21 protein-coding genes are annotated in these 21,198 nt (G+C 65.2%); 16 read left to right on the top strand and 5 right to left on the bottom strand.

The window, feature by feature from the left end:
* The first annotated feature begins 11 nt into the window (after window positions 1–11).
* The 6 genes from narI to G568_RS0100930 are packed head-to-tail and all read left to right on the top strand — an operon-like array spanning window position 12 to window position 4,505.
* Window positions 12–722 carry a respiratory nitrate reductase subunit gamma gene (narI, locus tag G568_RS0100955; RefSeq protein ID WP_026756283.1) on the top strand — a complete coding sequence of 237 codons (711 nt, stop codon included), beginning with the start codon at window positions 12–14 and terminating at the stop codon, window positions 720–722.
* A gap of 3 nt (window positions 723–725) precedes the next feature.
* Window positions 726–1,523 (top strand): peptidylprolyl isomerase, encoded by a 798-nt coding sequence (locus G568_RS0100950; RefSeq protein ID WP_026756282.1) that lies wholly within the window; start codon window positions 726–728, stop codon window positions 1,521–1,523.
* 16 nt (window positions 1,524–1,539) lie between these two features.
* A complete protein-coding gene (locus G568_RS0100945; protein ID WP_026756281.1) occupies window positions 1,540–2,079 on the top strand; it encodes a hemerythrin domain-containing protein in 540 nt (179 codons plus the stop codon).
* A gap of 13 nt (window positions 2,080–2,092) precedes the next feature.
* Complete coding sequence (locus tag G568_RS17935) at window positions 2,093–2,710, top strand: carbonic anhydrase (protein WP_037373439.1); 618 nt, start codon at window positions 2,093–2,095, stop codon at window positions 2,708–2,710.
* On the top strand, window positions 2,707–3,963 hold the full coding sequence (locus G568_RS0100935) for a molybdopterin molybdotransferase MoeA (protein WP_026756280.1): 1,257 nt from the start codon (window positions 2,707–2,709) through the stop codon (window positions 3,961–3,963). The genes G568_RS17935 and G568_RS0100935 overlap by 4 nt, the downstream gene beginning before the upstream one ends.
* A 20-nt stretch (window positions 3,964–3,983) precedes the next feature.
* Window positions 3,984–4,505 carry a DUF2478 domain-containing protein gene (locus G568_RS0100930; protein ID WP_026756279.1) on the top strand — a complete coding sequence of 174 codons (522 nt, stop codon included), beginning with the start codon at window positions 3,984–3,986 and terminating at the stop codon, window positions 4,503–4,505.
* Window positions 4,506–4,535: 30 nt separating this feature from the next.
* On the opposite strand, the gene G568_RS0100925 is transcribed toward G568_RS0100930, so the two are convergent.
* Window positions 4,536–5,300 (bottom strand): SDR family NAD(P)-dependent oxidoreductase, encoded by a 765-nt coding sequence (locus tag G568_RS0100925; protein ID WP_026756278.1) that lies wholly within the window; start codon window positions 5,298–5,300, stop codon window positions 4,536–4,538.
* Window positions 5,301–5,801: 501 nt separating this feature from the next.
* On the opposite strand from G568_RS0100925, the gene G568_RS0100920 reads away from it, so the two are divergent.
* The 4 genes from G568_RS0100920 (at window position 5,802) to G568_RS0100905 (ending at window position 10,399) form a co-directional block, all read left to right on the top strand.
* Window positions 5,802–6,752, top strand: a complete 951-nt coding sequence (locus G568_RS0100920; protein WP_026756277.1) for an MBL fold metallo-hydrolase — start codon at window positions 5,802–5,804, stop codon at window positions 6,750–6,752.
* 40 nt (window positions 6,753–6,792) lie between these two features.
* Window positions 6,793–7,245: a methyltransferase family protein gene (locus G568_RS0100915; RefSeq protein WP_084627298.1), complete on the top strand. Its 453-nt coding sequence runs from the start codon at window positions 6,793–6,795 to the stop codon at window positions 7,243–7,245.
* A 120-nt stretch (window positions 7,246–7,365) separates the two neighbouring features.
* Entirely contained in the window at window positions 7,366–8,940 is a 1,575-nt protein-coding gene (locus tag G568_RS0100910) for a Re/Si-specific NAD(P)(+) transhydrogenase subunit alpha (protein WP_026756275.1), read from the top strand.
* 16 nt (window positions 8,941–8,956) lie between these two features.
* Window positions 8,957–10,399, top strand: coding sequence for an NAD(P)(+) transhydrogenase (Re/Si-specific) subunit beta (locus G568_RS0100905; RefSeq protein ID WP_026756274.1), 1,443 nt, complete (start codon window positions 8,957–8,959; stop codon window positions 10,397–10,399).
* A gap of 172 nt (window positions 10,400–10,571) precedes the next feature.
* Here G568_RS0100905 and G568_RS0100900 read toward each other — a convergent pair whose 3' ends face one another.
* Window positions 10,572–11,417 carry a LysR family transcriptional regulator gene (locus G568_RS0100900; RefSeq protein ID WP_026756273.1) on the bottom strand — a complete coding sequence of 282 codons (846 nt, stop codon included), beginning with the start codon at window positions 11,415–11,417 and terminating at the stop codon, window positions 10,572–10,574.
* A gap of 106 nt (window positions 11,418–11,523) precedes the next feature.
* On the opposite strand from G568_RS0100900, the gene G568_RS0100895 reads away from it, so the two are divergent.
* From G568_RS0100895 to G568_RS0100870, 6 genes are all read left to right on the top strand, one after another.
* Window positions 11,524–12,123, top strand: coding sequence for an amino acid synthesis family protein (locus G568_RS0100895; RefSeq protein ID WP_026756272.1), 600 nt, complete (start codon window positions 11,524–11,526; stop codon window positions 12,121–12,123).
* The gene (locus tag G568_RS0100890; protein ID WP_026756271.1) at window positions 12,095–12,877 is read left to right on the top strand and encodes an alpha/beta fold hydrolase; all 783 of its coding nucleotides are present in this window, start codon (window positions 12,095–12,097) and stop codon (window positions 12,875–12,877) included. Before G568_RS0100895 ends, G568_RS0100890 begins: the two co-directional genes overlap by 29 nt.
* A complete protein-coding gene (locus G568_RS0100885; RefSeq protein WP_026756270.1) occupies window positions 12,874–13,782 on the top strand; it encodes a flavin reductase family protein in 909 nt (302 codons plus the stop codon). Before G568_RS0100890 ends, G568_RS0100885 begins: the two co-directional genes overlap by 4 nt.
* A gap of 11 nt (window positions 13,783–13,793) precedes the next feature.
* Window positions 13,794–14,828, top strand: coding sequence for an LLM class flavin-dependent oxidoreductase (locus G568_RS0100880; protein ID WP_026756269.1), 1,035 nt, complete (start codon window positions 13,794–13,796; stop codon window positions 14,826–14,828).
* 7 nt (window positions 14,829–14,835) lie between these two features.
* On the top strand, window positions 14,836–16,314 hold the full coding sequence (locus G568_RS0100875) for an aldehyde dehydrogenase (RefSeq protein ID WP_026756268.1): 1,479 nt from the start codon (window positions 14,836–14,838) through the stop codon (window positions 16,312–16,314).
* A gap of 386 nt (window positions 16,315–16,700) precedes the next feature.
* Window positions 16,701–17,981, top strand: coding sequence for a DUF3422 family protein (locus tag G568_RS0100870; protein WP_026756267.1), 1,281 nt, complete (start codon window positions 16,701–16,703; stop codon window positions 17,979–17,981).
* Here G568_RS0100870 and G568_RS0100865 read toward each other — a convergent pair.
* The 3 genes from G568_RS0100865 to G568_RS0100855 form a co-directional block, all read right to left on the bottom strand.
* On the bottom strand, window positions 17,917–18,981 hold the full coding sequence (locus tag G568_RS0100865) for a YeeE/YedE family protein (protein ID WP_026756266.1): 1,065 nt from the start codon (window positions 18,979–18,981) through the stop codon (window positions 17,917–17,919). The genes G568_RS0100870 and G568_RS0100865 overlap by 65 nt on opposite strands.
* A gap of 207 nt (window positions 18,982–19,188) precedes the next feature.
* Entirely contained in the window at window positions 19,189–20,103 is a 915-nt protein-coding gene (locus G568_RS0100860; protein ID WP_026756265.1) for an ABC transporter permease, read from the bottom strand.
* Window positions 20,096–21,103, bottom strand: coding sequence for an ABC transporter permease (locus G568_RS0100855; RefSeq protein ID WP_026756264.1), 1,008 nt, complete (start codon window positions 21,101–21,103; stop codon window positions 20,096–20,098). The genes G568_RS0100860 and G568_RS0100855 overlap by 8 nt, the downstream gene beginning before the upstream one ends.
* Window positions 21,104–21,198: the final 95 nt, after the last annotated feature.

Raw genomic sequence — 21,198 nt, 5'->3', positions numbered from 1 at the left:
TGGAGGCTCAGATGCACGAATTTCTGTTCGGAACTTACCCCTACATCGCGCTATCGGTGCTGCTTGTCGGCTCCGTTGCGCGGTATGAGCGCGACCCTTTCACGTGGAAGACGTCGTCCAGCCAACTGCTCAGGCGCAAACAGCTCGTGCTTGGCTCGATCCTGTTTCACGTCGGGGTGCTGATCATCTTCCTGGGGCACCTCGTTGGCCTGCTGACGCCGATCTGGGTGTTCGACATGCTGGGCATCACTCACGGCGCCAAGCAGTTGCTTGCCGTGCTGGCCGGCGGCGTGGCCGGGGTCATGGCCCTGGTGGGCGGCGGCATGCTGCTTCACCGCCGCTGGACCGATCCGCGCATCCGCGCGACATCCAGCTTCTGGGACATCGCGATCCTGGCGCTACTGCTGGTGCAACTGGTGCTGGGGATGTTCACGATCGTGGTCTCGCTGGGCCACCTCGACGGCTACGAGATGGTCAAGTTCATGGCCTGGGCGCAAGGTATCTTTACCTTCGACGGGGCGGCGGCCAGCTACATCGAGGATGTCGCGCTGGTGTTCAAGCTGCACCTGTTCCTTGGGCTGACGATCTTCCTGATCTTTCCGTTCACGCGGCTGGTGCACATGCTGTCAGTGCCGTTCCGGTACGTCACGCTGCGCCCCGGCTACCAGATTGTCCGCTCGCGCCGGCAGGCGCCGCGGCGTGGCAATGAACCGGCGGAGTGAGCAATGACACAGACCCTGTTCCCTGACCTGATTGTCAACGGCGAGGCGGTGCCACACACCGCCATCGCCAACGAGGCGCAAAACCACGACGCGCCCGCCGGCAAGCCCGGCATCGCGTGGCGCAAGGCCGCTCATGCGATGGCGGTGCGCACCCTGCTGCTGCAAGAGGCGCGGCACCGCGGCCTAACCGCCAGCCCGCAGGATCTGGCGCCCGGCCGCACGGAAACCGAGGAGGAGGCCCTGATCCGGGGCCTTCTTGAGGCGCAGTTGACGGTGGAGGCCCCGACCGAAGCCGAGTTGCGCGCCGAATACGACCGTGACCCGGCGCGCTTTCGCTCGCCGCCCTTGTGGGAGGTGTCGCATATCCTGATCGAATGCGGCCCGCGCCATGCCGAGGAACGCGCCACAGCCAAGCAACGCGCCAAGGAGATCGCAGCGCAGGCGCACGCATCGCCCAAGGATTTTGCGCGGCTTGCCAAGGAGAGCAGCGATTGCGCCAGTGGCGCACAGGGCGGGCGGCTGGGCCAGATGCGCCCGGGCGATGCCGTGCCCGAGTTCGAAAGCGTCCTGCGCACCATGAGCGAGGGTGAGGTTACGCCAGACCCGATCCTGAGCCGCCACGGCTGGCACGTGATCCGGCTCGATGCGCTGGCCGAAGGGGCGGTACTGCCGTTCGAGGCGGCCCGTACCGGGATCGCGGATGCGATGGAAAAGCTCCGCTGGTCGGTGGCCGCACGCGCCTTCGTGGCCGAGTTGATAAAGCGGGCGGACATCGAGGGGCTTCCACCGATGGCGGCCTGAGGCGAAAGGCGACAAGATGGCGCGCAGTTCAGACACCAAGGCACAGGCGGGCTTTGCCCTTGCGCTGCCGGACAATCCCCTGAACGGGCTGGCGAACGAGCACATGCATCTGCGCGAGGTCTGCGGCTATCTTGATGCGCTGGCCGACTCGGACAAGGCTCAGCCGGTTCTGGCCCTGTCCGCGCGGGCCTATATCCGCGGGGTTTTGCCAAACCATGCGCGCGACGAGGAAGAGGACCTGTTTCCGCTCCTTCGCCGGCGCGCGCTCGATGACAAGGATCTGCATGGCACGCTTGACCGGCTGTCGCAGGACCATCGCGATATCGCGGCCGCGCGGCCCCGCGTCATCACCATCCTGGAGCGGCTCATAACCGACAACGCCGCCCCCGATGCGCCCGAGGCCGTTCGCCTGAAACACTTTGCCGATCTCGAACGCCGTCACCTGCTGGTCGAGAATGCCGTGATCCTGCCGCTGGCCAGGGCCTATTTGAATGGCCGCGATCTCAAGCGCCTGCGCAAGCGGATGCAGGCGCGCCGCGGTGTCGATGATATCTGAAAGGAGTCTGCCAATGCTGAGCGACCTGCTCAGGCGCAACCGCGACTGGTCCGCGACGCGCAACGCACAAGAGCCGGGCTATTTCGCGCGGCTCGCCACGCGCCAGACGCCCGAGTTCTTCTGGATCGGCTGCTCGGACAGCCGTGTGCCGGCCAATGTTGTCGCCGGCCTCGATCCGGGCGAGGTGTTCGTGCACCGCAACGTGGCGAACGTGGTGCACAGCGCCGACATGAACCTTCTGTCGACGCTGGAATTCGCGGTGGACGCCCTTGATATCCGCGAGATCATCGTTTGCGGGCACTATGGCTGCGGCGGCGTGCGCGCAGCGACCGAGGATATGCCCCACGGCCTTGCCGATCACTGGCTGGAGCCGATCCGCCGGTTGGCGCGCAGCTATGCCATTGACCTGGCCCGCGCCGGCGATGCCGAGGCCCGGCGCGATCGTCTGTCCGAGCTGAACGTGATAGAAGGGGTATGCCGCGTTGCCGAGACGCCGATCGTGCAACGCGCCTGGGCCCGGGGCGAGGCGGTGGCGGTTCATGGCCTGATCTATGGGCTGGGCGATGGCCGTCTGCGCGATCTGGATTGCACGATCGCGCATGGACCCGTGCAAAAGGAGGTGTCCCAATGACCGTATTCGACCGAATCGAAACGCCGGCGTGTTCCTGCGACGAAGGGCAGGGCGCGCTGCCTTCGGTGCCCGATGCCCTGCGTGCGGCGCTTTGTTGCGTCTCGGCGCTCGGGCCTGCATGCGTTGTCCCGCTGTCGGGGGCGCATGGCCGCGTGTTGGCCGCCGATGTGCGCGCCGCTGCCGCCATGCCCCGGTTCGACACGTCGGGGATGGATGGCTACGCCCTGCTCCACTCCGATCTGGCGGCTGGCAAGGCGCTGCCGCTTGATGGCGTCGCGGCGGCAGGCAGCACGCCTGCGCGCCTGCAAGAGGGCCGCGCGATGCGCATCTACACCGGCGCCCCGGTGCCCGAAGGCGCGGATACCGTTGTCATGCAAGAGGCGGTTCAGGTGTTGCCGGATGGCATCCATGTGCCCAGCCCCCCGCAACGCGGCACCAACATCCGCCGCAGTGGCGAAGACCTGGCCGAGGGCGCCCCGGTTGTCCCCGCCGGCACCTGCCTTGGGCCGGGCGACATCGCCGCCTGCGCCGCCGCCGGTGCGGGCGCGGTGAGCGTGGCGCCGGTGCCGCGCATCGGGCTTGTCCTGACCGGAGATGAGCTGCGCAAGGCGGGCGCGCCGCTTGGGGATGGCGGCATCTGGGATATCAACACGCCGATGCTGACCGCTGCCGTGGCCGAGGCGGGCTGCGCCATCGGCCAGGTTTTGCACGTCCCCGACACCCGCGCCGCGCTGGAGCGGGCGCTTGCAGACATGCGCGGCGAGGTGGACATGATCATCACCAGCGGTGGCGCGTCGGTGGGGGATCGTGACCACGTTCCCTCCGCGCTGCGTGCCCTCGGGGCCGAGATCGCGCTGGCGGGCGCTGCGATCAAGCCGGGAAAGCCGGTAATGGCGGCGCGGCTTGATCAGACGCCCATTTTGGGCCTGCCGGGCAACCCGGTTTCGGCCTTCGTGATCTGGCAGGTGTTCGGCCGCGCCATGGTCGCGCGGATGCAGGGCCGTGCGCGTGCGCATGCACCGCTGCGCCATGTCCGCCTGACGGATGCGCTCACCCACAAGCCCGGTCGCTGCGAATATCGCCCGGCCAGGATCGCGGGGCACGATGCCGACGGGTTCGAACTGGTGTCCTGCCCGGCGCAAACCCATTCCGCCCGCGTCAATCAGATCCGCGAGGCCGACGGCCTGATCCTGCTGCCGGTCGATTGCGACGCATTGGCCGCTGGCGCAATGGCCGAATTTCTTCCATTCTAGGCCTCGGGAAAGGAAAACCGATGCATTTTGCTTATGTCACCACCTCCGATCGGGGCGCGACGGACCGCCTGTTGGCCGACGTTGCACAGCGCGCGCTGGCGCGTGGATTGAACCTGTCCGGTGTCGTTCAGACCAATACCCCGCGCCCCAAGTCGCACCATTGCGACATGGATGTGCAGGTGCTGCCGGATGGCCCCGTGATCCGCATCTCGCAGGATCTGGGGGCTAATGCGCGCGGCTGCGCGCTGGACCCCGAGGCGCTTGAACGCGCGGTTCACGCCGTCGCCCCGACCGTGACGCAGGACACCGACCTGCTGATCATCAACAAGTTCGGCAAGCACGAGGCCGAGGGCCGCGGCTTTCGCGAGACGATAGCGCAGGCGCTGGCGTTGGATGTGCCGGTTCTGGTGGGTCTCAACGCCCTCAACGCCCCCGCGTTCGAGGCGTTCACAGGGGGCGAGGGGGGCGCCCTGACGCCGGATGTGGAAGCGGTGGAGGCCTGGCTTTCCACCTGCCTGCAAGAGCGCCGCTCGGTCGCCTGACATGGCGCCCGGCGCGGCGCCCCGGCCTGCCTAGCCGGTGACCTGCCCGCCCGCGATCTTGATTTCCTGTCCATTCACGCTTTCCGATCCCGGCGCGCATAGCCACAGCGCCGCCGCCGCCACTTCGTCCGCCGTGATCAGGCGCTTGTGGCGGTTGGCGTTCACCATCACCTCGCGCGCCTCGTCGGTCGAGACGCCGGCGCGTTTGCTGATGGCGTCCACGTTGCGCGAAATGATGTCGGTGTCCACGTAGCCGGGGCAGACCGAATTGAACGTGTAGGGGCCGCCCATGAAATCCTCGGACAGCGAGCGGATCATCCCGATCACCGCGTGTTTCGAGGCGGCATAGGCGCCCGCGCCCGGGAGCCCCCGCACCCCCGCGATAGACGAAATCGCCAGCACCCGACCCCAATCGGTCTTTACCATCGAATCCATGCTTTCGCGGATCGTGTAGAACGCCCCGTCAAGGTTGGTCGCCATGATCTTGCGCCACAGCGCGGTGTCGGTCTTGTGCAGCTTGCGCCCCTCGGCGATGCCGGCATTGGCGACGCAGATCTGCACCGGGCCGCGGGCATCGACCGCCGCGGCGATGGTGTCGCGCACCGCCGCCTCGTCTGTGACATCCATGCGCGCGGCGTGCAGGCCACCGCCGGCCACCTGCTCCAGCACCTCCATGCGGCGGCCCGTGATCGTCACCTGCGCCCCTTGCGCGGCCAGCCCGCGCGCGATCGCCAGCCCGATGCCGGTGCCGCCACCTGTGACCAGTGCGTGTTTTCCTGTCAGTGTCTCGCTCATCGGGTCCTCCTGCCTCGCGTAACCTGTTGGCACTTTATCGGCCATGCCAACGGGTACAAGGTGCCGGGTGGTCGGTGTCAGGTGGCATGTTGCGGGCATAAAGCGACCGGTTGTGGGGGAGCGCATCGTCGGGCCGCGGTGCGGCGATCCAGCGCTGGTGATGGGCACTTTATGCCAGCCAAATCCGAATAACCTTTGTTCGTTGCGCAGGTACCAGACTAATCGCCGTGCCGTCACGCCGGAGGCGTGCCGATGATGGGCGGCGCCCCTGCGGGGCGATGGGCGGCCCGTCGATGCGCGGCGGGCTTTGCCCTTGATTCCGCGCAGGGCGAAATACCGAAGATCCGTTCATGGCCACAACAGCCTCCCGCCACCAGGCACCTTGTACCGGATGCCAAACTCCAGCGGTCACGCGACGACAGGCAAGATGCGACACGCATGGCGCTTTACAAAGACATTCGCATCTGTGAATTTGTCATGATGGATTCTGGGAGGAAGCAAATGAAGCGTATCTTGACAACCGCGGCGCTGACGCTTTGGGCGGGGGCCGCGCTGGCCACGCAGGGTATCGACGACAAGTATCCGCAATCAGAGCTGTACGACAAACCTGTCGAGGTGATCCCGCACGTGTTCTCCGCCATCGGCGCCACCGCGCCGCCCAGCTATGAAAACAGCGGCCACAACAATAACCTCAGCTTCGTCGTCACCGGGGATGGCGTGGTCGTGATCAATGGCGGCGCCAGCGCCCGCCTGGCCAAGGCGCTGCATGAGGAGATCCGCGCCGTCACCGATCAGCCGGTGAAACTGGTGATCAACGAGAACGGGCAAGGGCATGCCATCCTCGGCAATTCCTACTGGGCCGATCAGGGCGTCGATATCCTGATGCACGAAGAGGCCGCACACGAGGTGGCCGAGAACGGTGATTTCATCCTCCAGGCGATGCAGGGCTATAACGAGGACAAGGCCGAAGGCACGCGCGTCGTCGCCCCCACGATGACGTTCACCGATCGCCATGTTGTCGAAATGGGCGATGTCACGCTTGAGGTGCTGCATCTTGGCCCCGCGCACGGGCCGGGCGACACGCAAGTCTGGATACCGCAATGGGACATCATGATCGCCGGCGACATCGCCTTTCACGAACGGATGCCGCCGATTTTCTCCGACACATGCGCGCGCTGCTGGATCGAGACGTGGGAGGAAAAGCTGGAGCCGCTTGCGCCCACCTATATCATCCCCGGCCACGGCCACCCGACCAACCTGGCGCAGGTGCGGCGATATACGCGCGATTATCTGGTTGATCTGCGTGCCAAGATAGGGGCTCATATCGATGCAGGCGGTGATCTGAGCGAGGCGTACTACGTGGACCAATCGCAATGGTCGCATCTCGACACCTTTGACGAGCTGGCCACCAAGAATGCCGGCCGCGTCTACGAGGAGATGGAATGGGAATGACGTGCCGGTGCCCGGCGCGGCGCTTTGACGAAGGGATGTCATGCTGAAATATATCGATCTGCCGCCGGTCTGGCTGCTGCTGGCCTGCATCGCGGCCTGGGCGCAGCCGCGCCTGATCGATGCGGGGCTGTCGTTCGGCGGTGTGTGGGCGGATTTCGCGGGCGGCCTTCTGGTTGGGGGCGGTGTGCTGCTGATGCTGCTGGCAGTGTACGAGATGCGACAGTACCGCACCACGATCATGCCGCACCGCGAGGCGGACCAGATGGTGACCTCGGGGATATTCTCGCGCAGCCGCAATCCGATCTACCTGGGCGATGTGCTGGTGCTGGCCGGCGTTGTCCTCACGGTGGATGCGCCGCTGGCGTTGCCGCTAATTCCGATCTTCCTGTGGATCATCGAGCGGCGGTTTGTTATTCCCGAAGAGAACCGGCTGAGGCGCAAGTTTCGCGCCGACTTCGCCCGCTATTGCCAGAAGACCCGGCGATGGCTTTAACGGGTTGCCGCACCGCGCGGCGGCCGGACGGAACATGCGGCGGTATCGCCTGCCGCGTCAATCGGACCGGGGCCTTTCCAAAAGCCCGGAATAATCCTGCTGAATAGGGGGACAAAGAACGTGAAAATCGGAACGCCAAAGGAAGTGATGGAGGGGGAGGCCCGCGTGGCCATGACCCCGGACTCGGCCAGGGCCTTGCAAAAGCTCGGCCACGACTGCGCCATCGAGACCGGCGCTGGCACTCGTGCGGGGTTCTCTGATGCCGCCTACGAGGAGGCCGGCGTCGAAATCATCAAGACAGCCGCGCAATTGTGGAAGGCCTCCGACGTGGTCGCCAAGGTGCGCCCCCCGACCGAGACCGAGGCAAAGCGCCTGCGCAAGGGGCAGACCCTGATCAGCTTCTTTTGGCCCGCGGCCAACGAAGAGCTGATGAGCCTCGCCGCGTCCAAGGGCGCCACGACCATCGCGATGGACATGGTGCCGCGCATTTCCCGCGCGCAGAAGATGGACGCGCTCAGCTCGATGGCGAACATCGCTGGCTACCGCGCCGTGATCGAGGCGGGCAACAACTTTGGCCGCTTCTTCACCGGGCAGATCACAGCCGCCGGCAAGGTGCCGCCGGCCAAGGTTCTGGTCGTTGGCGCCGGTGTGGCCGGCCTGGCCGCGATCGGCACGGCGACATCGCTGGGCGCGGTTACCTATGCTTTTGACGTGCGCCCCGAAGTAGCCGAGCAGGTCGAGAGCATGGGCGCCGAGTTCGTCTATCTCGATTTCGATGAGGAAACCCAGGACGGCGCAGAGACCGGCGGCTATGCCGCCCCCTCCAGCCCCGAGTTCCGCGAAGCGCAGCTTGCCAAGTTCCGCGAACTGGCGCCGGAGATGGATATCGTCATCACCACCGCGCTGATCCCCAACCGCGAGGCGCCCGAGCTATGGACCGAGGACATGGTCGCGTCGATGAAGCGCGGCTCGGTCATCGTGGACCTGGCGGCTGAGAAGGGCGGCAACTGCAAGTTGACGGTGATGGACGACAAGATCGTCACCGACGGCGGCGTGACGATCATCGGCTACACCGATTTCCCCAGCCGCATGGCGACGCAATCCAGCACGCTTTATGCCACCAACATCCGCCACATGATGACCGATCTGACGCCGGAAAAGGACGGCGTGATCGTGCATGACATGGAAGATGACGTGATCCGCGGCGCCACCGTAACCCACGACAAGGAGGTCACCTTCCCGCCGCCGCCGCCCAAGGTGGCCGCAATCGCCGCCGCCCCCAAAAAGGAGGCAGCGAAGGAACTGACGGCCGAGGAAAAGAAGGCGCAGGAAGTGGCCGCCTTCAAGGCACAAACCAAGAGTCAGGTTACGTTGCTGGCCGTTGGCGGGGCGCTGATGCTGCTGCTGGGGCAGATCGCCCCGGCCAGCTTCATGCAGCATTTCATCGTTTTCGCGCTGGCCTGTTTCGTGGGCTTTCAGGTCATCTGGGGTGTCGCGCATTCGCTGCATACCCCGCTGATGGCGGTGACCAATGCGATTTCGGGCATCATCATCCTGGGGGCAATCCTCCAGATCGGCTCGGGAAACTGGGTCGTGGTGGTCCTGGCCGCCATTTCGGTGTTGATCGCGACGATCAACGTCGTCGGCGGCTTCATGGTCACGCGGCGCATGCTTGCCATGTTCCAGAAATCCTGAGGGCGGAGGAAAACAGATGCTCGGACAAGGTTTTGTAGCGGCCGCCTCGATTTCGGCCAGCGTTCTATTCATCCTCTCGCTCGGGGGGCTTTCCAACCAGGAAAAGGCCAAGCGCGCCGTCTGGTACGGTATCATCGGCATGGCGGTGGCGGTGTTCTTCACCACCTTCGGGCCCGGTATCGGCAACTTCTGGGTGATGGTGCCGATGGTCGTCATCGGCGCCTATATCGGCTACGAGGTGGCCCGCCGCGTCGGCATGACGGAAATGCCGCAACTGGTGGCCGCGTTGCACAGCTTCGTGGGTCTTGCGGCCGTTTTCGTCGGCCTCAACGCTGAGATGGAGCGCGCCCGCGTCATGGCAGCCAAGGCGGCCGGTAGCGGCGCGGACGGGTTTTCCGCTTTCGCCGCGCTTGTGGCGAAAAAGGCGCCGGATGAGCTGATGTTCCTGCAGGTCGAGGTGGTTCTTGGCGTGTTCATTGGCGCTGTCACCTTCACCGGATCGATCATCGCCTTCGGCAAGCTGGCCGGCAAGGTCGATGGCAAGCCGAAGAAACTGCCGGGCGGGCACATCCTCAATGCTACCGCCGCGGCGCTGAGCCTGATCCTCGCCATCATGTACCTGTCGGGCGGCGGCATGTGGCCGCTGCTGGGCATCATGATCCTGGCGTTCTTCATCGGCTATCACCTGATCATGGGCATCGGCGGCGCCGATATGCCGGTGGTCGTGTCCATGCTCAACAGCTACTCGGGCTGGGCGGCTGCGGCGATCGGCTTTACCCTGTCGAACGATCTGCTGATCGTGACAGGGGCGCTGGTTGGTTCCTCGGGCGCGATCCTGAGCTACATCATGTGCAAGGCGATGAACCGCCATTTCATCAGCGTGATCCTGGGCGGCTTCGGTGGCACCACCGGCCCGCAGATGGAGGTCGAGGGCGAGATGACAGCGATCGACGCCGATGGCGTGGCGCAGGCCCTTGACGAGGCCGACAGCGTCATCATCGTGCCCGGCTACGGCATGGCGGTGGCGCAGGCGCAGCAATCGGTCAGTGAGCTGACCAAGCGGCTGCGGGCCAAGGGCAAGGAGGTGCGTTTCGCCATCCACCCCGTCGCCGGGCGCCTGCCGGGGCACATGAACGTGCTGCTGGCCGAGGCCAAGGTGCCCTACGATATCGTGCTGGAGATGGACGAGATCAACGAGGATTTCCCAGACACCGACGTGGCGATCGTCATCGGTTCGAACGACATCGTGAACCCGGCCGCGCAGGACGATCCCAACAGCCCGATCGCCGGTATGCCGGTGCTTGAGGTGTGGAAGGCCAAGCATGTGTTCGTGTCCAAGCGCGGGCAGGGCACCGGCTATTCCGGGATCGAGAATCCCCTGTTTTTCAAGGACAACACGCAGATGTTCTACGGCGACGCCAAGAAATCGCTGGATGATCTTCTGACGCGGATCGACTGAGGCGCCGCACATGACAGCTGCAAGGGGCGTCCCATCCGGGGCGCCCTTTTTTGATGCGGTGCGCCGTGGGGGCGTTGAGGAGCTGGTGTTGGCTTTGGGCTCCCAGGTCTAGATTCCGCACATTGGTGCCGGGTTTTCAGCGGCCGCAGCAGGGCGGACGCCGCCGATGCCGTCATTGCTTCAACAGCGTAAGGAGCCAGTCTTGGAAATCGTTGGCCACGGGGGAGGGCACGTTGACCGACAGGTAGTAGCCTTCCTTGCCGGGGATCGACGCGGCATGCGCGCGGACAAGATCGCCCGTTTCCAACGAATGCCCGGCCAACACTTCGCTGGCGAGCGCCACGCCGTTGCCATGCGCGGCCAGTTGCAGGGCCATGCCGTAGCTGTCGGCAAATAACGTCGGGCGCAATCCGTCAAGGCCGGTGGCCCGTCCCCAGTTTTTCCAGCCGTCCGAGGTGCCGACCGCCTCGATCAACGGGGCCTCGGGCAGCGGCGCTTGCAGCGACGGTGCCTTCAACGCGATCAGACGGCTCGGGGTAAGTTCCCGCGCGTCCGTGCCCGCCTGCTTGCGCGAGCCGAAGCGCACCTCGACATCGGCCATCGCGCTACTGAAGTCATCGGGCCATATGGCGCTAAGGATGCGCAGGCGCAGCCCGGGATGCGCGGCGGTGAAGTCGGCAAGGCGGGGCGCGACGACCCATTGCGCCATGCTGACCGACATGGCGACGGTCAGAACGCTGTCGGTCGGCCCCACGTCGAACATGTCGGCGGCAGCCGCCAGTTGCTCAAGCGCCGCGCTTACCTGCGGGAGCAGGCGGCGCCCGTCATCCGTCAGGGCCAGCCCGCGCGGCTGCCGGGTAAAAAGCGCGATGCGCAAACGGGTCTCAAGCGCCTTCACCTGTTGACTGACCGCCGATTGCGTCAGCCCCACCTCAGAGGCTGCGGCGGTAAAGCTCAGGTGTCGGGCGGCCGCTTCGAAAGAGCGGTACCAGGTAAGAGGGGGGAGTGCGCGCTTCATGATCAACCTAGGTATTAGTGTTGCTAATGCTTAAGCCTGAAGTTCTATCGTTTGTCAAAATTCGACTGCTGACCGAGAAAGACCGGGCGACGAACAGGAGAGCATCATGCAGCCGGAAATCCGCAAAATAGTGACCTATGACGAAGACGTTCTGATCGAAGGGTTTCGACCAGCCAAGGAGCCGTGGCGCATGTTTGCGGTGGCGGCGGTGGTGCGCAATCCGTGGGCGGGGCGCTTTGTCGAGGATCTGACCCCCGAGATCCACGCCTATGCCCCCGTCCTTGGCGAGATGATGACCGACCGGATGATAACGCTTGCCGGGGGCGGCGACCGGATCGAGGCCTATGGCAAGGCGGCGGTGGTGGGCCTTGACGGCGAGGTGGAACATGCTTCGGGCCTGATCCACACGCTGCGTTTCGGCAATCACTACCGCGAAGCCGTGGATGCGAAATCCTATCTTGCCTTCACCAACACCCGTGGCGGGGCCAACGCCCCGATCATGGTGCCGTTGATGGACAAGAACGATGCCGGGCGCCGCTCGCATTATCTGACGATCCAGTTCGCCATCCCCGATGCCCCGCGCGCCGACGAGATCGTTGTCGTGCTTGGTGCGGCGATGAATGGCCGCCCGCATCACCGGATCGGCGACCGCTACCAGGATTTGAAGGATCTCGGTCATGACGTGGACAACCCTGCCGCGGTCTGAGGCTGGGCCTCTCGCCGCCCATGCCGCAGGGACAGGGCCACGGATCGTGCTGCTTCATGGCGTCGGCCTGCGGGCCGAGGCGTGGAATGGGCAGATCGGTGCGCTTGTCCGCGCGGGGTTCAAGGTGATTGCCCCGGATATGCCCGGACATGGCGAAAGCCCAAACCTGCCCGATCTGCGGGACCTGCGCAGCTATGCCGATCTGGCCGCTGCCTGCCTGGATGAGCCGGCGGTTGTCGTGGGCCATTCGATGGGCGCGATGATCGCCCTCGACCTGGTGCCGCGATACCCGGGGCGCCTGCGCGGTGTCGTCGCGTTGAACGCGGTGTACCGGCGTAGCGCCGCGGCCAAGGAGCAGGTGGCGGCGCGGGTATCGGCGCTCGGCGGGGTCACCAACCCCGATTCGTCCCAAACGCTGGAGCGGTGGTTTGGCGTCACGCCGTCGCCGGAACGCGCCGCTTGTGCGAGATGGCTGAACGCGGTCGATCCGGCGGGCTACAAATCCGCCTACGCGGTTTTCGCCCGCGAGGACGGCCCCCCGGATGCGGCGCTGCGCAGCCTGCACGTGCCCGCCCTTTTCATGACCGGAGACGCAGAGCCGAATTCGACCCCGCAAATGGCGCACGACATGGCCGCGCTGGCACCGGGCGGGCAGGCGGAGATCGTCGCGGGCGCCGCGCACATGATGCCGATGACCCACGCGGACGCCGTGAGCCGCAGCTTGGTCGATTTCGCAAGGGAGTGCCATTCATGACCGCATTTGATCCGCGCGCGCTGCGCAACGCGTTTGGCAGCTTCATGACGGGCGTCACCGTGGTGACCACCCGCGCGCCTGATGGCACGCCCGTCGGCTTCACCGCGAATTCGTTTTGCTCGGTGTCGCTTGACCCGCCGCTATTGCTGGTTTGTCCCGGCAAGTTCCTGTCGTCCTTCGATGCGTTCCACAACGCGGGCCAATTCGCGGTCAGCGTGCTGGCCGAAGGGCAGGAGGACGTCTCGAACACCTTCGCCAGCAGGAAAGAGGACCGCTTCGCCGCGACGCGCCACACGATGGACCGGCATGGCATCCCGGTGATCGACGGTGCGGTGGCGCGGTTCTCGTGCGCGGTGCGGCAGGCGATACCCGCGGGCGATCACAGCATCCTTCTGGGCGAGGTCATCGATTACGACCACGCCGGCGGCGCGGGGTTGGGCTATGGCGCCGGGCGCTACTTCAGCCTCGGACTTGAGCGCGAGGCAGGCACGCGGCAGGAAACCGGCGCCGTGGTCGGCGCGATTGTCGAGACCGATGACGGCGTTTTGCTGGATGAAACGCCCGACGGGCTGCGCCCGCCGCAAGTGACGGTGCAAGGCTGCGCCAGTCAGCTTGAAACCCTGGGCACGGGCCTGACGGCACGCGGGATCGCGGCCGAGTTCGGGCTGGCCTACTCGGCCTTCGATGACCGTCGGCTTGGCGTGCACCACACCTATGTGCTGGCCCGCGCCACCGGCCGGGCACCCGAGGGCGGGACGCGTTGCGTGGCGCCCGAGGACCTGCCCGCGCAACGCTACGCGACGCCGGCCATCGCCACGATGATGCGCCGCTTTGCCCTGGAAACCAGAACCCGGACCTTCACGCTGTATCTCGGCGATGAAGGGCCGGGAGATACGCAACCCTGAAAGGAGGCACGATGGATTTCTCGCTTTTCGCGCACATGGAGCGCCTGACCCCCGACCAACCCTACGAGACGCTTTATGAGGACTTCGTCAGCTTGTGCAAGATGGCCGATGAGGGCGGGATGCGCGCCATCTGGACCGGCGAGCATCACGGGATGGAGTTCACCATTGCGCCGAATCCGTTCCTGCCGTTGGTTGACCTGGCCCATCACACGAAAAACGTGCGCCTTGGCACCGGCACGGTGATCGCGCCGTTCTGGCACCCCGTCCGTTTGGCGGGCGAGGCCGCCGCCGCCGATCAGATCACCGGCGGGCGGATCGAGCTGGGCATCGCGCGCGGCGCCTATGCCTATGAATACGAACGCCTTATGCCGGGAATGGACGCCTGGGAAGCGGGCCAGCGGATGCGCGAGACCGCGCCGCTGGTGCCGCGGCTGTGGAAGGGCGATTGCACCCACAATGGCGCGTTTTTCGATTTCCCCTCGACCAGTTCCACCCCGAAGCCGGTACAGGCCGGCGGGCCGCCGATCTGGATTGCCGCGCGCGATCCCAACAGCCACGAATTTGGCGTTCATAACGGCTTTAACATACAGGTCACGCCGCTGTGGCAGGGTATGGAAGAGGTCGAAACCCTGATGGCCCGCTTCAATGCCGCCTGCGCAAGCCATTCTGGCCCGCGCTCAAAAATCATGCTGCTACAGCACGCCTATGTCGGGAGCGATTCCGACGATGTCGCGCGGGCGGCGCAGGAAATCTCGCGCTACTACGCGTATTTCTTTGCCTGGTTCAAGAACGAGCGGCCGGTCGATCAGGGCCTGATCAAGGCGTTGTCAGAGGCCGAGATTGCGTCGAACCCGATGATTGCCCCCGACAACCTGCAGCGCGATCTGGCCTTTGGCACCAAGCAAGAGGTGATCGATCAGCTCAAGCGCTACGAGGATCTCGGCTATGACGAGTTTTCCTTCTGGGTCGATTCCGGGATGGACACCGAGCGCAAGCGCGCCTCGCTCGGGCGCTTTATCGACGATGTGATGCCCGCATTTCAGTGAGGAATGAATGGAACAGAAACCGCATTATCAGCTATTCATCGATGGCGACTGGACCGAGGGGGCGGAGGGGCAGGCCATGGCCGCGCGCAACCCGGCCACCGGCGCCGACTGGGCCAGTTTTGCCTGCGCTGCCTCCGCGGATGTGGATCGCGCCGTGGCCGCCGGGCAGCGCGCTCTGGCCGATCCGGCGTGGCGGGATATGTCGCAAACCGCGCGGGGCAAGCTGCTCTATCGGCTTGCCGATCTTGTCGCGGAAAACGCCGTGCATCTTGGCCTGATAGAGACGACCGATAGCGGCAAACTTTTGGCCGAGACCGTCAGCCAGACCGCCTATGTCGCGGATTACTATCGCTATTATGCGGGGCTGGCGGACAAGATCGAAGGCGCAGTCCTGCCGATCGACAAGCCGGATATGCATGTCTTTACCCGGCGCGATCCGATCGGGGTGGTGGCGGCCGTCGTGCCGTGGAACGCGCAGATGTTCCTGACCGCGACCAAGCTTGGACCGGCGCTTGCGGCGGGCTGCGCGGTGGTTTTGAAGGCCTCGGAAATAGCGCCCGCACCGATGTTCGAGCTGGCCCGGCTGATTGAGCGCGCGGGGTTTCCGCGCGGCGTAGTGTCGGTCATCACCGGGGACGCGGAGAACTGCGCCATCCCGCTGACGCGCCACCCCGATATCGACCGGATTGCGTTTACCGGCGGGCCCGAGACGGCGCGCCACGTGGTGCGCAATTCGGCCGAGAATTTCGCGGTGACCACGCTGGAGCTGGGCGGGAAATCCCCGATCCTGGTCTTTGACGACGCCGATCTGGATGGTGCCGCGAACGGGCTCATTGCCGGCAATTTCGGCGCCTCGGGGCAAAGCTGCGTCGCGGGATCGCGGGGATTGGTGCACAGGCCAATCTTTGACGATCTGGTGCGCCGGATCGAGGAAAAGGCGGCCGTTATCGTGGTTGGCGATCCGCTTGACGCCGCAACCCACATCGGCCCGCTTTGTACCGAGGCGCAGATAAACCGGATCGAGGACAGCCTGGCGCACGCCCGTGCGCAGGGTGCACGCATCCGGTTCGGCGGCGCGCGGGTTGAGCGGCCCGGTTCCTATATGGCGCCAACGCTGGTGGAGTGCGCGGGCCCCGAGACTGAAACGCTCAAGGTCGAGATGTTCGGGCCGGTCATGTCGCTTTTGCCCTTCGATACCGAAGAGGAAGCGATCGCGCTGGCCAATAGCACGCCTTACGGCCTCGGCTCGGGCGTTTTTACGCAGAACCTGGCGCGTGCGCACCGGGTGTCCGAAAGGTTGCGCGCGGGGATCTGCTGGATCAACACCTACCGCGCCATTTCCCCGATCGCACCGTTCGGTGGGTTCAATCAATCGGGCTATGGCAGGGAAGCGGGGCTTGAGGCGGTGCTTGATTACACAAGGACCAAGACCACCTGGATCAACACATCGGACACGCCCATGGCCAACCCGTTCATCATGCGCTGATCGCGCGTTATGGTCCCGGATCGCCCGAATAGCGCCGTCAGGCGCCGGGCGAGCGCCTGCCCGTTCGGGCGGGCTGGCGCTTTGGGTGCGGTGAACTGCCATTGAACTGTCGGAGGTGTTTTGCCGGGATAAAGCGCCCCGCTCAGTCGTTGTTGCGCCACCCCACGGGCAGGCGCACGCCCGGCTCATGTTGCGTTGAAAGCGAGGGCCGCGAAGGGAGCCAAGCCGCCTGCATCCGGTAAGTGGAGCACCCCATTCGGGCCGTCGCCGCGCTACGGTATACGACCGTGTTCTGTAACCTTCTGAAACAAAACACTTTACTTTCCTTTGTGGTCGGGGCGCGATATAGCTGGCGCACCATTGTTGCTGTACAGCCGGATCGCGCCATGCCGCCCATTCAAGATCATCCCCTCCGCTACGAGCTGGCGAACGAGTTGCATGCGCGGCCGTTTCCTTCGTTGGATGTGCCATGCAGCGCCGTTTTCCTGGCTGTCAAACGTGCCGACGGGGCCGCTGGCCGCGACCGCAACGCCGACATGGATCACCTGATTGCCCTGCTGGATCGCCACGGCGCGCCGCACCCGCAGCCGGGGGCGACGCATTATTTCGGCCAGATCGGGCGCTTCCGTCTGAAATGGGAAAGTCATACCGAGTTCGTCACCTACACGGTGTTTTCCGACAAGCTGAGCGATCGCGCCTTCGACCCCGCCGATTTCGAGGTGTTTCCCAGGGATTGGCTGGCGCAGATGCCGGGGGTGCGGATGACCTCGGCCCTGATGCGGATCGAGCCGCTACACGACAAGGATACCGTGATGGAGCGGGTGCGCGAGTGGTTCGTGCCTGAAAGCCTGGCCGTGAGCCGGGTCCTGGACGATGCGGCGGTCGTGGCCGCCGATTTTCGCATCGATTCTGCCGGGCATCAGCGCGTCGCGGTCTTTGTCGCCCCCGGCACCGGCAGCCGCCGCGTCGGCCGCGTGGTGCAGCGCCTGTGCGAGATCGAGACATACAAGACGATGTCGATGCTGGGCTTTGCCAAGGTCAAGGACATGTCACCGCGCATGGGCGCGCTTGATTGCCGCCTGACCGGGCTGATGGACAGGATGACCCATGGCGATCACCCCGCCGAGGAGACGCTTGCCGGGTTGCTGGCGATCTCGGCCGAGTTGGAAAACACGGTTGCGCGCACCTCGTTCCGGTTTGGCGCGACCGCCGCCTACGAGGCGATCGTGCACCAGCGTATCGCGGTGTTGCGCGAGCAGCGATTTGAGGGGCGCCAGACGTTCAACGAGTTCATGATGCGCCGCTATGACCCGGCCATGCGCACCGTCAAGGCAACCCAAAGGCGCCTTGATACGCTGGCCGACCGTGCGATGCGCGCGGGCGAGTTGCTGCGGACCTCGGTGGACGTGGATCGATCGGCCCAGAACCAGAAGCTGCTGGAAGGGATGAACCGTCGCGCCGAGGCGCAATTGCGGCTGCAGCGCACGGTCGAGGGCCTGAGCGTGGTGGCAATCAGCTATTACGGCGTGTCGCTGGCGGCCTATGCCGCCAGCCCGTTTGCCAAGCTTGTCGGCCTCGCCAAGGGCGAGCTGACGGCGATGCTTACTCTGCCGGTTGTGTTGCTGGTGTGGTGGCTGATCCGCCGGATACACGCCCGGATTCATTAAGCGCCGCGCGCGTCGCGAGCGCCCCCGCCGCGATCGACGACAGCGCGAGAATGGCCGCGACCGACAGCGTCGGAACCCCTGACAGGCCCGCACCCACGGTGCAGCCCCCGGCCAGAACACCGCCCACGCCCATCAAGACCGCACCGCCCAGGTAACGGCCGGTCTGGCGCGGGCTTTCAAAGCTTTGCCATTGGAACTCGCCCCGCGCTGCGGCGGCAAGGAACGCGCCGCCCAGAACGCCGCCGATCAGCCCCGCGCCGAACCCGGCCGGGATCGAGGTGGAGGCAAGCAGCCAGAACATCGTGTCCGCCGAGGGCGAGGTGAAAGACAGGCTTTGCATCGCGATCGGGTCGAAGTCGTCATACAGGATGAAACCCGTGCCAACCCACGCCAGCGGCACCAGCGCCCCGATCACGGCGGCCAGCGCCAGCATCCCGCGTCCCGCGCCCGCGCGGTAGGCAACCAGCAGCGCAGCAGCCACCAGAAGGCCCGCCCACAGCCACGGATTACCGGGCAGGGCGGCGGCGTCCCCCAGCGGGACAGTCACGCTGCCAAGGGTGGTGCGCACCGGCGCCAGAACCCCCTTGAGCGTGGCATGCGCGGTGATCGCGAACACCACCAGCACCAGCAGCGCCCGCAGGTTGCCCGAGCCGCCCAGAACCGTCAGGCGCGACACGCAGCCCCGCGTCAGGACCATGCCCGCCCCGAACAAGATCCCCCCGGCCGCGATCGCCAGTATCGGCAGCTCAGAGGCCATGAAGCGGTGACCGGCGAAGCTGATCCATCCCATTGCGACGGCGCCTTGGGTGCCTGCCACGGCTACGGCCAGCGCGGTCAGCCACACCGCGCCTGCCGCGCGGCGGTCGCTGCCAACGAGGGCGCGGCGCAAGCAGAACCGCGTGATCTGTGCCAGTGCGCCAAACACCAGCCCCAAGGCAAGCGCGAACCACAGCACCGCTTGCGGCGCCGTCAGGGTTTCAAAGCCGAAAGTCTCAAACATAACTCGCTCCCGTCGCGTTGGAATTGTGTTCCAATTGGCGCAGGAATGTCGCCCGTTCAAGTCATGTGAATGGGGTGTGCGCGGGCTATTGTGGGAAAATGTTCCAAGTGGCGGTAAAAGCCACGTCGCGCGTTTCACCCGGCCACGTCCGCGCGACCCACAATTCGGGGTCGCGCGGGGTTTCCGGGCGCGCCGTTCTTTTTGGCCTTAGCGTCCGCGAATTCGCGGGTCCAGCGCATCGCGCAGGCCGTCACCAAGGTAGTTGACCGACAACACCGTCAGCGAGATTGCCGCGCCGGGCCAGATCACCCGCTCGGGGTATTGCTGCAGGTAGTTTGTCGCGTCATACAACAGCCGCCCCCATGTTGGAAAATCCGGCGGAAAGCCAAGGCCCAGAAACGACAGCGCGCTTTCGGTGATGATCGCGTTGGCGATTCCCAGTGTGGCCGACACCATGATCGGCGACATCACGTTGGGCAGGATGTGCCGCGTGATCATGCGAAAGTTCGTCGTCCCGATGGAGCGCGCCGCCAGCACGAATTCGCGCTCTTTTAGCGCCAGCACATCGCCCCGCACGATTCGCGCCGTTGGCATCCAGCTGGTGATGCCGATGGCCACCACGATCAGGATGAAAATCCCCGTTTCCGGCCCGAACGTAGCGCTGAGCGGCTCGCGGAACAGCAGCACCATCACCAGCAGCAATGGCAGCAGCGGCAGCGCCAGGAACAGATCTGTCAGCCGCATCAGGGGGCCGTCCAGCCGCTTGAAAAAGCCGGCAACGACGCCGATTAAGCTGCCCAAAACCAACGCCAGCAGCATCGCCGTCACCCCGACCGAGATCGAGGTCTGTCCGCCGGCCATCATGCGCGCCATGGTATCGCGGCCTAGCTGGTCGGTGCCCATGGGATGCGCGAAACTCGGCCCCTCGTTGCGCGCGCGGATGTCGATATAGGTTGCATCATACGGCCACAGGTACGGCCCCAGCAGCACGCCCAGCACGATCACCGCGAAGATGAACATGCCCAGAAGCGCGCCCTTGTGGCTCTTGAACTGATCCCAGACATCGCGCCGCTTGCTGCGCGGGGCCTTGGCCGGAACGGGTTCGACAGGCAGTTCAGTCATAGCGGATCCTCGGGTCAAGTACGCCGTACAGGATATCGGCGATGATGTTGAACAGAACGATCAGCACCGCCAGCATGAAGGTCACCGTCTGCACCATCGGCAGATCGTTGGCCTGAATGGCGGTGATCAGCAATTGCCCAAGGCCGTTCACCTTGAATATCTGCTCGGTGATGATGGCGCCGCCAAAGATGTAGGGCACGCCCAAGGCGATCACGGTCACCACCGGGATCATCGAGTTGCGCAAGACGTGGATCATCACCACGGACCATTCGCTCAGACCCTTGGCGCGGGCGGTGCGCACGTAATCCTGGTTCAGGTTGTCAAGCATCGAGGCTCGCATGAAGCGGCTGATCTGCGCCGTTGTCTGAAGCGCCAGAACCATCACCGGCATCACCATCTGCATCAGCTGTTTCTTGAACGTGGCCCAGTCGACGACGTTCAGGGTGGTGTCATAGATCGACGGCAACCAGCCCAGTTGAACCGAGAAGATCACGATCACCAAAACACCGCTGAAGAATGGCGGGACGGAGTAGCCGACCATGGTCACAAAGGTGCCGACCTGGTCGAAAACGGAATACTGTCGGTAGGCGGAATAGATCCCGATCGGCATCGCGATGAGGATGCCTACGACATAGGACATCGCGACCACCCACAGGGTCTGCGGCATGCGCTGCGCGACGATATCCATCACCGGCGAGCGGGTCTGCCACGAGATCACGCGGCTTTCGCCCTCGGCGATGGTGGTCCCCAGAGTGGCGTCGATCAGGTTCATTGGCTCGATGACGAAAAACTGCCAGAGCCATTTGCCAAAGCGGATATGCGTCGGCTCGCCCAGGCCGAGCGCCTCGCGCATCTGTTGCTTGACCTCCGGCGGCACGGTCAGCGGCACCTGTGCCATCGGATCGCCCGGCGCCAGTTCCAGCAGAAGGAAAATCACGAGGCTGATGAACAGCAGCGTGGGGATGGCCAAGGTCAGCCTGCGAATAGTGTAAGTGAGCATTGACGGGCCTTTGTATGAAAGCCCCGCGCCGGATGCCTTGGCACAGGCCAAACCGGGCGCGGGGGAACACGCCCCGGCATAGCGGCCGGGGCGTG

The organism is Sediminimonas qiaohouensis DSM 21189 (genome assembly GCF_000423645.1).
Taxonomy (GTDB): Bacteria; Pseudomonadota; Alphaproteobacteria; order Rhodobacterales; family Rhodobacteraceae; genus Sediminimonas; species Sediminimonas qiaohouensis.
This window is presented reverse-complemented; position numbering and strand designations above follow the sequence as displayed.